This is a genomic window from Pseudomonas sp. EA_65y_Pfl2_P78 (assembly GCF_963970495.1).
Taxonomy (GTDB): domain Bacteria; phylum Pseudomonadota; class Gammaproteobacteria; order Pseudomonadales; family Pseudomonadaceae; genus Aquipseudomonas; species Aquipseudomonas baetica_A.
The window spans coordinates 1-12,807 of record NZ_CAXAON010000040.1 but is presented as its reverse complement, the minus strand read 5'-3'; the positions used below and the strand labels follow the sequence as shown (position 1 = coordinate 12,807).

At 57.8% G+C, this 12,807-nt stretch carries 12 protein-coding genes; 8 read left to right on the top strand and 4 right to left on the bottom strand.

Annotated elements, in window-relative coordinates:
- Positions 1-18: 18 nt before the first annotated feature.
- The gene (locus AACY02_RS23230; RefSeq protein WP_339433948.1) at positions 19-732 is read right to left on the bottom strand and encodes a UTRA domain-containing protein; all 714 of its coding nucleotides are present in this window, start codon (positions 730-732) and stop codon (positions 19-21) included.
- Between the two features lie 351 nt (positions 733-1,083).
- Between AACY02_RS23230 and AACY02_RS23225 the strand changes: the two genes are divergently transcribed.
- The 6 genes from AACY02_RS23225 to AACY02_RS23200 all read left to right on the top strand — a co-directional run bounded on the left by AACY02_RS23225 (position 1,084) and on the right by AACY02_RS23200 (position 6,360).
- Positions 1,084-2,151 carry an ABC transporter substrate-binding protein gene (locus tag AACY02_RS23225; RefSeq protein ID WP_221734243.1) on the top strand — a complete coding sequence of 356 codons (1,068 nt, stop codon included), beginning with the start codon at positions 1,084-1,086 and terminating at the stop codon, positions 2,149-2,151.
- Between the two features lie 99 nt (positions 2,152-2,250).
- Entirely contained in the window at positions 2,251-3,057 is an 807-nt protein-coding gene (locus AACY02_RS23220) for an alkaline phosphatase family protein (protein ID WP_339433947.1), read from the top strand.
- A gap of 5 nt (positions 3,058-3,062) precedes the next feature.
- The gene (locus AACY02_RS23215) at positions 3,063-3,899 is read left to right on the top strand and encodes an ABC transporter permease (protein WP_339433966.1); all 837 of its coding nucleotides are present in this window, start codon (positions 3,063-3,065) and stop codon (positions 3,897-3,899) included.
- Positions 3,886-4,686: an ABC transporter permease gene (locus AACY02_RS23210; protein ID WP_339433946.1), complete on the top strand. Its 801-nt coding sequence runs from the start codon at positions 3,886-3,888 to the stop codon at positions 4,684-4,686. The genes AACY02_RS23215 and AACY02_RS23210 overlap by 14 nt, the downstream gene beginning before the upstream one ends.
- On the top strand, positions 4,683-5,672 hold the full coding sequence (locus tag AACY02_RS23205; protein ID WP_339433945.1) for an ABC transporter ATP-binding protein: 990 nt from the start codon (positions 4,683-4,685) through the stop codon (positions 5,670-5,672). Before AACY02_RS23210 ends, AACY02_RS23205 begins: the two co-directional genes overlap by 4 nt.
- A gap of 34 nt (positions 5,673-5,706) precedes the next feature.
- Positions 5,707-6,360: an HAD family hydrolase gene (locus AACY02_RS23200; RefSeq protein ID WP_339433944.1), complete on the top strand. Its 654-nt coding sequence runs from the start codon at positions 5,707-5,709 to the stop codon at positions 6,358-6,360.
- Between the two features lie 116 nt (positions 6,361-6,476).
- On the opposite strand, the gene AACY02_RS23195 is transcribed toward AACY02_RS23200, so the two are convergent.
- Positions 6,477-7,439, bottom strand: coding sequence for a zinc-binding dehydrogenase (locus AACY02_RS23195; protein WP_339433943.1), 963 nt, complete (start codon positions 7,437-7,439; stop codon positions 6,477-6,479).
- A 138-nt stretch (positions 7,440-7,577) separates the two neighbouring features.
- Between AACY02_RS23195 and AACY02_RS23190 the strand changes: the two genes are divergently transcribed.
- Together AACY02_RS23190 and AACY02_RS23185 are read left to right on the top strand one after the other, a co-directional pair.
- A complete protein-coding gene (locus tag AACY02_RS23190) occupies positions 7,578-9,662 on the top strand; it encodes a carboxy terminal-processing peptidase (protein WP_339433942.1) in 2,085 nt (694 codons plus the stop codon).
- Between the two features lie 133 nt (positions 9,663-9,795).
- Complete coding sequence (locus tag AACY02_RS23185; RefSeq protein WP_339433941.1) at positions 9,796-11,586, top strand: bifunctional diguanylate cyclase/phosphodiesterase; 1,791 nt, start codon at positions 9,796-9,798, stop codon at positions 11,584-11,586.
- 20 nt (positions 11,587-11,606) lie between these two features.
- Here AACY02_RS23185 and AACY02_RS23180 read toward each other — a convergent pair whose 3' ends face one another.
- Both AACY02_RS23180 and AACY02_RS23175 read right to left on the bottom strand, forming a co-directional pair.
- Positions 11,607-12,023, bottom strand: coding sequence for a hypothetical protein (locus AACY02_RS23180; protein WP_339433940.1), 417 nt, complete (start codon positions 12,021-12,023; stop codon positions 11,607-11,609).
- Positions 12,023-12,807 (bottom strand): RHS repeat-associated core domain-containing protein (locus AACY02_RS23175; protein WP_339433939.1); only part of this gene is annotated, 785 nt, incomplete at its 5' end. The genes AACY02_RS23175 and AACY02_RS23180, both read right to left, overlap by 1 nt.

Below are 12,807 nucleotides of genomic sequence, written 5' to 3'. Positions count from 1 at the left end.
GCCCAGAGGCCGCCAAGATCAAACCACATCAACACCGACGTGAATCGCATCATGGCGCCAAAACTCCAGATCACAATCAATCAAGCGCTCATGCTGGTCATAATTGACCCGAGCAATCCGCAGCCCCGGGCTCCCCACCGACACCTTCAAAGCCGCCGCCGCATCAACAGACAACGACGTAGGCACAATCTCGAAGCGCACCCGTCCATAGTGCAAATCGTAATGCCGCGCATACAACTCGGTAATCGACTGATTCAAATCGAACTCAAGGATTCCCGGAAAAAACCGCGGGTTCAAATAGTGCTCCACATAAAGCACCAACCGCCCATCAATGCGCCGCGACCGGCAAATCTGAATCACGCTCGACAGCGCCGGTAACTGCAACCACGCACATACCGCCGCCGACGCCGGCTGCAGTCGTGCCGAAATCACCTCGGTCGACGGCACCCGCCCCTGCGCACTGACCATCGCGTGAAAGTGGCTGCGCTGCATCAGGTTGTACGCCAGACGCGGCGGCGAGACGAACCAGCCACGCCGCTCCTCACGATAAATCTGCCCCTGCGCCTCCAATTGCAACAAGGCCTCACGCACCGTAATGCGGGTCGTGCCGAACAACTCACTAAGCTTGCGCTCGGCCGGCAACTTGCTGCCGGGAGCCAACAGCCCGTGGTCGAGCTGCTCCTGCAGGATTTGCCCAATGGCTGTCACCGCTTTTGTTGCCTCATCGCGCATCAACGTTACCTATCTGGACTAGACCAGCACTGTTTCGGGGCAAAACCGAACGGCCAATGAACCGTTTGAGTGTGTAGCAAGCCTAGGCAGTGCAGATGACCGAGAGATGACAAAACTGCCCAGCGGTCGCTCTCACGACTTGCAATACACCGGCCAGTTTCCCTGCCCTGCGGGGCTTTGAGCATGGTCTACGCTTACTTGGCACTCGCCGATCCAGGGCAAATAAAGGGTCTTGCGCAAGGCCATCGACATCAAAGTGTCATCCAGCACCCTTAAATTGGCTCAGGTATTGCTGACCTAGACCAACACAAACCGCAATCGCAGCGTTGAACACGACCAAGGAGCTTCGTAATGAAACAGCTTTTCCTGGCAACACTGTTAGGCTCGACCATCGCAATGTGTACAGCCGCCATGGCGGCCGACACCGACCTGAAAACCCTCGAAGCCGCTGCGAAAGCGGAAGGCGCCGTCAACAGCGTCGGCATGCCCGATGACTGGGCCAACTGGAAAGGCACCTGGGAAGACCTGGCCAAGACCTACGGTCTGAAACACATCGACACCGACATGAGCTCGGCCCAGGAAATCGCCAAATTCGCCGCCGAGAAAGACAACGCCAGCGCTGACATCGGCGACGTCGGTGCTGCCTTCGGCCCGATCGCGGTCAAGCAAGGCGTAGTGCAACCTTACAAGCCAAGCACCTGGGATCAAGTGCCTGCATGGGCCAAGGACAAGGACGGCAACTGGGCACTGGCCTACACCGGCACCATCGCGTTTATCGTCAACAAGAAGTTGCTGCACGGCTCCGAAGTGCCGACCAAATGGGCTGACCTCAAGGGCGGCAAATACAAGGTGTCCATCGGCGACGTGAGCACCGCTGCACAAGCGGCCAACGGTGTACTGGCTGCGGCACTGGCCAACGGCGGCGACGAGAAAAACATCCAGCCTGCCCTGCTGATGTTCGCAGACATCGCCAAGCAAGGTCGTTTGTCGATGGCCAACCCGACCATCGCCACCATGGAAAAAGGCGAAATCGAAGTCGGCGTGGTCTGGGACTTCAACGGCCTGAGCTACAAGGCCAAGATGGCCAACCCGGATGACTACGTGGTGCTGATCCCGTCTGACGGCTCGGTGATTTCCGGCTACACCACGATCATCAACAAGTACGCGAAAAACCCGAACGCCGCCAAGCTGACCCGCGAATACATTTTCAGCGACGCCGGCCAGACCAACCTCGCTCGCGGCAACGCCCGTCCGATCCGCGCCGAACACCTGCAACTGCCCGAAGACGTGAAAGCCAAACTGCTGCCGAACGAGCAGTACAAAAACGTCACCCCGATCAAAGACGCCGATGCGTGGGAAAAAACCTCCAAATCCCTGCCGCAGAAGTGGAACGAAGAAGTCATCGTAGAGATGAAATAACCCTGAAGCTCACCACAGCTGGACCCACCAGGGATCCAGCTGTGGGAGTGGATCGAGTTGATTGAGAGTTTTGGAAAATTTCGCGGAGTTTTTGCCCCTATGAAGCACAACGTCATCCTTGTCGTGCTCGACGGTCTCAACTACGAGGTCGCACGTCACGCCATGGGGCATCTGCAAGCTTACGTTGGCGCAGGACGCGCCGCGCTCTACCAGTTGGAGTGCGAGTTGCCGGCCCTGTCCCGACCGCTTTATGAATGCATCCTCACCGGCGTGCCGCCCATCGACAGCGGCATCGTCCATAACAACGTCTCGCGCCTGTCCAATCAGCGCAGCATCTATCACTATGCTCGCGACGCCGGCCTGAAAACCGCCGCCGCGGCCTATCACTGGGTCAGTGAGCTGTACAACCGCTCGCCGTTCGAGGCCGCCCGTGACCGTCACACAGACGATCCATCGCTGCCGATCCAGCATGGGCATTTCTACTGGAACGATCACTATCCGGATTCGCACCTGTTCGCCGACGCCGAAAACCTGCGCCTGCGCCACGCGCCGAACTTCCTGTTGATCCATCCGATGAACATTGACGACGCCGGCCACAAGCACGGCCTCGACACCCCGCAATACCGCAACAGCGCGCGCTCGGCGGACATCATCCTCGCCGATTATCTGCAGGCTTGGCTCGATGCCGGTTATCAAGTGCTGGTGACCGCCGACCACGGCATGAACAACGATCGCTCGCACAACGGTTTGCTCCCGGAAGAACGCCAAGTGCCGCTGTTCGTCCTCGGCGACGCCTTCAGCCTCAACGCTGCCGCTGCGCCAAAGCAGACCGACATTTGCGGCACCGTCTGCGAACTGCTCGGCGTGCCCCACGACAAACCCGTCTGCCGGGAGTTACTCAAGTGAACGCGATGAATCGTGGTAAATGGCTGGCTGCGCTGTGCCTGGTGCCTTTCGCAGTGTTCTTCATCGTGTTCGAAATCGCCCCGCTGGTCTGGGTGATGATCAACAGTCTGCAATCGGAAGAGTTTGGTTGGGGCCTGGAAAACTTCACCAAAATCTTCAGTTCGAAGTTCTATCGACAGGCGATCCAGTACAGCCTTGAGATCAGTTTCTGGTCGAGCGTATTCGGCATCATCATCGCCGTGCTCGGAGCGTACTCCCTGCGCCAGGTCGACTCGAAACTGCGCAATTTCGTCAATGCCTTTGCCAACATGACCAGCAACTTTGCCGGCGTGCCTCTGGCCTTCGCGTTCATCATCCTGCTCGGTTTCAACGGCAGCATCACACTGATGTTGAAGCAGACCGGAATCATTCAAGACTTCAACCTGTACTCGAAAACCGGGCTGATCATCCTGTACACCTACTTCCAGATTCCTCTCGGTGTACTGCTGCTCTACCCTGCCTTCGACGCCTTGCGTGAAGACTGGCGCGAGTCGGCTTCGCTGCTGGGCGCCAACGGCTGGCAGTTCTGGCGACACATCGGTCTGCCGGTGCTGACCCCGGCGCTGCTTGGCACGTTCGTGATCCTGCTGGCCAATGCCCTTGGCGCCTACGCCACGGTTTACGCCCTGACCACCGGTAACTTCAACGTGCTGCCGATCCGCATCGCGGCGATGGTCTCCGGCGATATTTCGCTCGATCCCAATCTGGCCAGTGCGCTGGCCGTGGTGCTGATAGCGCTGATGACCATCGTCACCGTCGTGCATCAACTGCTGCTGAAGAGGAGCTACCATGTCTCGCGCTGAATCCGGCCCGGCCGGTCTCTACCACCGCGTCGTGGTCTACCTGTTGTTTGCCATTCTGTTGCTGCCGCTCGCCGGAACGCTGGTCTACTCGATCGCCAGCAGTTGGTCGGCGACGATCCTGCCCAGCGGTTTCACCTTCAAGTGGTACATCCAGTTGTGGAGCGATCCGCGTTTCCTGCACGCGTTCGGTCAATCATTGCTGGTGTGTGTCGGCGCGCTGGTGCTGTCGGTGGTGCTGATTCTGCCGCTGCTGTTTGTGGTGCATTACCACTTTCCGAAACTCGATGCCCTGATGAACATCCTGATCCTGCTGCCCTTCGCGGTGCCTCCCGTGGTGTCCTCGGTCGGCTTGTTGCAGTTGTACGGTTCCGGGCCGATGGCGATGGTCGGCACGCCCTGGATTCTGATCGGTTGCTACTTCACCGTGGCACTGCCGTTCATGTACCGGGCGATTACCAACAACCTGCAAGCGATCAACCTGCGCGACCTGATGGACGCCGCACAACTGCTCGGTGCAAGCACCTTTCAGGCGGCGTTTCTGGTGGTGCTGCCCAATCTGCGTAAAGGGCTGATGGTGGCCTTGTTGCTGTCGTTCTCGTTCCTGTTCGGCGAGTTCGTGTTCGCCAACATCCTCGTCGGCACGCGCTACGAAACCCTGCAGGTTTACCTCAACAACATGCGCAACAGCAGCGGCCACTTCACCAGTGCGCTGGTCATCTCGTATTTCTTTTTCGTGCTGGTCCTGACCTGGATCGCCAACATCTTGAACAAGGACAAAAGCCAATGAGCTATGTCAGCGTCCAACATCTGCAGAAAAACTATTCTGGCACCACGGTTTTCAGCGACATCAACTGCGAAATCAACAAGGGCGAATTCGTCACCCTGCTCGGCCCGTCCGGTTGCGGCAAATCCACGCTGCTGCGTTGCATCGCCGGCCTGACGCCGGTCGATGCCGGCAAGATCCTGCTCGATGGCGTCGATATCGTGCCGCTGAGCCCACAGAAACGCGGAATCGGCATGGTGTTTCAAAGCTACGCGCTGTTCCCCAACATGACCGTGGAACAAAACGTCGCTTTTGGTTTGCGCATGCAAAAGGTCAATGCCGACGACAGCCACAAGCGCGTCACCGAAGTGTTGAAACTTGTTGAGTTGAACGACTTTGCCCGCCGCTATCCGCATCAATTGTCCGGAGGCCAATGTCAGCGTGTCGCCCTCGCCCGCTCGCTGGTCACTCGCCCGCGCCTGTTGCTGCTGGATGAACCGCTGTCAGCCCTTGATGCGCGCATTCGCAAACACCTGCGCGAACAGATCCGTCAGATCCAGCGCGAACTCGGCCTGACCACGATCTTCGTCACCCACGATCAGGAAGAAGCCCTGACCATGTCTGACCGGATTTTCCTGATGAACCAGGGGAAAATCGTCCAGAGCGGCGACGCCGAAACCCTGTACACCGCGCCGGTCGATCTGTTCGCCGCCGGCTTCATCGGCAACTACAATCTGCTCGATGCTGACAGCGCCTCGAAACTGCTGCAACGGCCGATCCACCACCGCATCGCGATTCGCCCGGAAGCCATCGAACTGAGCCTCAATGGCGAACTCGACGCACAGATCAGCAGCCACAGCCTGCTCGGCAATGTCATCCGTTATCGGATCGAAGCCCGTGGCGTCGAACTGGTGGTGGATGTACTCAACCGCTCGGCGGCCGATCTGCACCCGGACGGTCAGCGTCTGGCGCTTTCCATCGATCCGGCGGCCCTGTGTGAGGTAGCCTGATGACTTCGCTGAAGTTGAAGAGAGAACTGCACTGATGGCCCTGGCAATTTTTGATCTGGACGAAACCCTGATCCACGGCGACTGCGCCACCCTCTGGAGTGAGCAGATGGGCCGTTTGGGCTGGGTCGATCCCGAGTCGTTCATGCGCAAGAACAACGAACTGATGGACGCCTACAGCCATGGCAAACTGCGCATGGAAGACTACATGGCGTTCAGCCTGGAGCCGTTGATCGGCCGTTCGCCGGAAGAAGTCGAACATCTGGTTGGCCCGTGGGTGGAAGACTTCATCGAGCCGATCATTTTCAGTGACGCCACCAAAACCATCGCCGCCCATCGCAAGGCGGGCGACCGGATTCTGGTGATCTCGGCGTCGGGCACCCATCTGGTCAAACCGATTGCCGATCGACTGGGCATCGACGAGATTCTAGGCATCGAACTGGACCTGGCGCACGGCGTGTACAGCGGCCAGACTGTCGGCACCCTGACCTACCGCGAAGGCAAGATCACCCGCCTGCTGGAATGGCTGGATGCTGAGGAAGAGAACCTGGAAGGTGCGAGTTTTTATTCCGACTCACGCAATGATCTGCCGTTGTTGCTGAAGGTGGATTTCCCGCATGTGGTCAATCCGGATCCGGTGTTGCTTGAACACGCCGAAAAGGCCGGCTGGCCAATTCATCTCTGGAAGTAAACATAGATCCAAATGTGGGAGCGGTCTTGCTCGCCAAGGCGGTGGATCAGTCAATAATCTATCGACCGACACTGCGCTTTCGCGAGCAAGCCCGCTCCCACAATGGTTGTGTGGTGTCAGCTCAGACTGTCATCAATCACCAACACCACCTTCCCCGCCACGGTATTGCTCGCCAGCTCGGCAAACGCCGCCTCGGCATCCTTGATCGGGAAGGCCTTGGCCAACTGCGGGCTCAACCGCCCTTCAGCGAACAATGGCCATACATGCTGGCTCAGGTCACTGAACAGATCGGCCTTGAACTGATCGTCACGACTGCGCAATGTCGAGCCCAGCAGTTGGACACGCTTGGCCAACACCTGCGCCAGGTCCAGTTTCGCCTCACGGCCGCCCATCAAACCGATCAACACCCAACGCCCATCCAATGCCATCAACTTGAGATTCAGCGCAGAGTAATTGCCGCCCACCGGATCGAGGATCACATCGAACGGACCGAAGTCGCGCAGGCTTTCCAGATCATCGGTACGCACCACCCCGCCCTGGGCCCCCAGCGCCTCACAGTAAGCCAAACGCTCGGTCGAGCCGACGCTGACCCAACATGGGTTGCCAAACGCCTTGCACAGCTGAATAGCGGCTGAACCAATTCCACTTGCCCCGGCGTGCAAGAGAACTTTCTCACCCGGTTTGAGCGCCGCAAGTTGAAACACATTCAACCAGACGGTTGCGTAAACCTCGGGCAATGCCGCAGCCTCGACCAGCGAAACACCCTCAGGTACCGGCAATACGTGACGCCCGTCGACCACCACCTCTTCGGCCATCCCGCCCCCAGCCAACAAGGCGCAGACACGATCACCGACCTGCCACGAACTGCCCGCACCGACCTCGCTGATGACCCCGGAGCACTCAAGACCCAGCACTTGGCTGGCCCCTGGCGGCGGCGGATAAAGCCCTGCCTTTTGCAATAAGTCGGCACGATTAAGGCCGGCTGCCGCCACTCGGATGCGAACTTGTCCTACATCGCACGTAGGACTCGCCTCTTCAACCCATACCACTTGACCTTCAACGCCTTGCAATGCCTTCACAGTGCCTCCATAGTGAGTCTGGACTGAGCCCGAAGCTGTAGCGCCGGGCTTTTTGCATTATGCGACCGGCTCTTGTAGATCCGGCGACTTCAAAGACGGCCTAATATGCGTTATCAATTGTCCCCGCGTCGAATCAGCATGAAGCATTTGCTCCCCAGCACCGCCCTCGCTCTTTTTATCGGTATCGGCCTGTTGCCGGTGTCGGGCAATACCTTCGCAGCCAACAGCTGGGACAAGTTGCAGCCTGATCGCGATGAGGTCATCGCCAGCCTGAACGTCGTCGAGTTGCTCAAGCGCCACCACTACAGCAAGCCGCCGCTGGACGACGCGCGCTCGGTGATCATCTACGAGAGCTATCTCAAGCTGCTGGACCCATCGCGCAGCTACTTCATGGCCAGCGACATCGCCGAATTCGACAAGTGGAAGACCCAGTTCGACGACTTCCTCAAAAGCGGCGACCTCAACGCCGGGTTCACCATCTACAAGCGCTATCTGGACCGCGTCAAGGCGCGTCTGGACTTCGCGCTTGCCGAGCTGAACAAAGGCGTCGACAAGATGGACTTCACCACCAAGGAAACCTTGCAGATCGATCGCAAGGACGCCCCTTGGCTCAAATCCACAGCAGAACTCGACGACCTGTGGCGCAAACGCGTCAAGGACGAAGTCCTGCGGATGAAGATCGCCGGCAAAGAGCCGAAGCAGATCCAGGAAACCCTGACCAAGCGCTACAAGAACCAGTTGGCGCGCCTGGACCAGACCCGTCCGGAAGACATCTTCCAGGCGTACATCAACACCTTCGCCATGTCTTACGATCCGCACACCAACTATCTGTCGCCGGATAACGCGGAAAACTTCGACATCAACATGAGCCTGTCCCTCGAGGGCATTGGTGCAGTGTTGCAGAGCGACAACGATCAAGTGAAAGTCGTGCGCCTGGTGCCAGCAGGCCCTGCCGACAAGACCAAGCAAGTCGCACCGGCCGACAAAATCATCGGCGTTGCGCAGGGCAACAAAGAGATGGTCGACGTGGTCGGCTGGCGTCTGGACGAAGTGGTCAAACTGATCCGCGGCCCGAAAGGCACCGTCGTGCGCCTGGAAGTGATTCCGGCGAGCAATGCGCCGAACGACCAGACCACCAAGATCGTCTCGATCACCCGTGAAGCGGTGAAGCTCGAAGATCAGGCCGTGAAGAAGTCCATCCTCCATCTGAAACAGGACGGCAAGGACTACAAGCTTGGGGTCATCGAGATCCCGGCCTTCTACCTCGACTTCAAGGCGTTCCGTGCCGGTGATCCGGACTACAAGAGCACCACCCGCGACGTCAAGAAACTGCTGACCGAGTTGCAGAAAGACAAAGTTGACGGCGTGGTCATCGACCTGCGCAACAACGGCGGCGGCTCTCTGCAGGAAGCCACCGAGCTGACCAGCCTGTTCATCGACAAGGGCCCGACCGTACTCGTGCGTAACGCCGATGGCCGCGTCGACGTGCTTGAGGATGAAAACCCGGGTGCCTTCTACAAAGGCCCGATGGCGCTGCTGGTCAACCGCCTGTCCGCATCGGCTTCGGAGATCTTCGCTGGTGCCATGCAGGACTATCACCGCGCGCTGATCATCGGTGGCCAGACCTTCGGCAAAGGCACCGTGCAGACCATTCAGCCGCTCAACCACGGCGAACTGAAACTGACCCTGGCCAAGTTCTACCGGGTTTCCGGCCAGAGCACCCAGCATCAGGGCGTACTGCCGGACATCGACTACCCGTCGCTGATCGACACCAAGGAAATCGGCGAGAGTGCTCTGCCGGAAGCCATGCCATGGGACACCATCAAGGCAGCAATCAAACCGGCGGCCGATCCGTTCAAGCCCTACCTGGTGCGACTCAAGTCCGAGCATGATACCCGCTCTGCAAAAGACGCCGAGTTCGTGTTCATCCGCGACAAGCTGGCACTGGCACAGAAGCTGATGGAGGAGAAAACCGTCAGCCTCAACGAGACCGAGCGCCGCGCCCAGCATGCCGACATCGATGCCAAGCAACTGGTGATGGAGAACATCCGTCGCAAGGCCAAGGGCGAAGAACCGCTCAAAGAGCTGAAGAAAGAAGACGAAGACGCTCTCGCCGCAGCCGATCCGGACAAAGTCAAACCGGAAGACGACGCCTATCTGGCCGAGACCGGCCGGGTTCTGCTGGATTACCTGAAGCTGAGCAATCAGGTGGCGAAGAAGTAAGGTGATGGCAATTTAATGCTGACGATCCCCGGATCGTCATCAAACAGTCATCATTCTGTCGTGCAATAAAGGACTGGGAGCCACTCTCTTCACCGAGAACGCTCCCAGTCCTTTTTTATCGCCAGAGATCGCCATGACCACGACCGAACAGCTGAGTGCCTTGAGCTCGATCCTGACTCAAAGCGGTTTAAACAGCCTGTTCCAGCCGATCATTTGCCTTTCCGAGCGACGTATCCTTGGCTACGAAGCCCTCACCCGTGGTCCGTCCAACAGCCCTCTTCACTCACCTATCGCGTTGTTCGCAGTGGCGCGTCAGGCCGGTCGTCTAAGCGAACTGGAAATCGCCTGCCGACAAAGCGCTTGCCGTCGCTTCAACGAGCAGCAATTACCGGGCAAGCTGTTTCTCAATGTCTCGCCGGAGTCCTTGCTCGAAGCAGCGCATCAGCCAGGGCGGACACTGCAATTGCTGCAAGACTTCGGCATCCCGCCGAGTCAGGTGGTGATAGAACTCACTGAACAAACCCCGATCGATGACTTCCAGTTGCTGCAAACCGCTTTGCATCACTATCGGGCGATGGGGTTTTCGATTGCACTGGATGACCTCGGTGCCGGGTATTCCAGCCTGCGTCTATGGTCGGAACTGCGTCCGGATTACGTGAAGATCGACCGGCACTTTATCGATGGCATACATCAGGACGCGTTGAAGCGTGAGTTCGTCGGCTCGATCCTGCAAATCGCCAAAGCATCCCGGGCACAAGTCATCGCCGAAGGCATCGAACTGCCGGAAGAGCTGGCAGTGTTGACAGAGATGGGGGTCGATCTGGTGCAGGGTTACTTGCTGGGACGTCCACAGGAGCACCCGCCTCGAGATGCCCGCGCCTTGATGCCCAAGCACGACAGCAGCGCCGTCGCGCTGAACGACGAAGGCAGCGACCTCAGCGCCCTGCTCAACGACCAATCGGCCGTACCGCGCGACACACCCACCGCCACCGTGCTGGAAGCCTTCCGTCGCCAAGCCAACCTCAACTCACTGGCAGTACTCGACGAACAAGGCCAACCGTGCGGCATCGTCCATCGTCATTCCCTCTCGGATGCTCTGCTCAAACCGTTCGCCACCGACCTGTTCGCACGCAAACCCATCAGCCGACTGATGAACGACGACTTCCTGGCCGTGGAGATGAGCCAGTCGCTGCAACAGGTCAGCCGCCTGATCACCAGCCGTGCCCGTCAGCGCATCGAAGAAGACTTCATCATCACGCTCAACGGCAGCTACCTCGGCCTCGGCCGCGTGATCGACGTACTCAAACTGATCACCGAACTGAAAATCCAGCAAGCCCGCTACGCCAACCCGCTGACCCTGCTGCCCGGCAACGTGCCGATCCAGCAATGCCTGACGCGCCTGCTGCAACAGGGCCGCGAGTCGGTCATCTGCTACGTCGACATCGACAGCTTCAAACCCTTCAACGACATTTATGGCTATGGGCGCGGTGACGAAGTCCTGTTGTGTCTGGCGCAATGCCTAAACGAGCGCGTCGACCCGTCGCGCGACTTCGTCGGCCATATTGGCGGCGACGACTTCCTCCTGGTCCTTGGCCCCGAGGATTGGCGCAAACGCCTCAATCAACTGCTCGATGATTTCCAGAGCCAATGCCGGCGCTTCTATCGCCCCGAACACCTCGAAGCTGGCTGTTTCATCGCACCGAATCGCCAAGGGGTGCGGCAGGAGTTTCCGCTGTTGTCGCTGTCCATCGGCGTCGTGCATCTACACCCCGAAGCCTGCGCACAACTCGATGCTAGTCAACTCGCGGAAATGGCATCGCAGGCCAAGCATCATGCGAAGAATGTTCCGGGGTATAGCGTTTATCTTATCGACAGTATGAATGCTCTACCTTTTACCGAAGCACTCGTTTCGGGCCATCGTTGAATTTTCGAATAAATTCGAAACTACCATGCAGAACGATCTTCACTAGCGGCTTTTGCAAGATCCAGTTCCCAAACCTCCATCGCCAACTTATAGATATCCTCGAAAAACCCCCGAGGATTTTCGAGGTAGTCCCACTCTCCACGAGGCCAACTCGCGGCTTCACACGGGTCGATTTCGAACAAAAGTTGAAAGTCGCATGTTGGATCCTCGAGTTTTACTTTCAAGTGCTCAAGTAGAACCAGCTTGTGCCTATAGGAGAGGTACGGCAGATTCAGACAATACTTTCTGATCAGAACCTCCCGATCACCAGAGACATTGGGGTTGTATACTCCTAGTTCTACACCTCGAGTTTCTTCCCGATCATAAACATCGAACACACCAATAAACCACATTAACCCTGGTTCAAAAGGCTCATTCAAAAACGGATCTTTCAACATTACTTGCCCTCAGCAGGAAACCCCGTAAACGGCTTCTGTGTATTTACCTGATCGAACTTTACTTCAAACCAATTCATTTCCTCATTAAGGCTCGGATTTTGTTCATCCATCCTATTTGGCCTATATCCACGACCCGCTCCAGGCAGCTCCAACCTAACTATTGGATTGCGCTTCTGATCTTTCCCTGTGTGCATAATCAAACCATTCTTATCCTTTGTCATCGCTTTATTTAACCCGCCCAGATGCATCCGCCAGTTATGAAACTGCGAGCTAAGATTTCCTCTGGCACGTATTGGGACGATCCCGGTGTGAGGATCAGCTCCATTAATACCACGCTGCTTAAGGGCTTGATCGGAAATTTCGGAACTGTGCTTTTTTACAGTGTGCATATCATAAATTTTTTCATATTCATGTACCCGACGCTTAGCATTTTCCTCAGCAACTTCATCAAGTCTCGCCCGTCGCTCCTGCGCCGTCATTTTCGGCAGCGGGGGCGCTCCCTCTTCGACGACCACACGACCAGCCTCGTACTGCATAGGACGTCGCGGCTTCGACGGCGGACAAAGGCAACTCAACCCCAACGGATCCACCCACCCCGTCGGATTCGGCACATACCGATACTGATTCAACCCACCTGCCAACTTCACCGGGTCCGGCGTCAGATACCTGCCCAGCCGTGGGTCGTAATACCGGTGCCGGTTGTAATGCAGCCCGCTTTCCCCATCGAAATACTGACCCTGAAACCGCAGCGGCTGGTCCAGGTAGTCCTCGCCAGCCAGGGTGA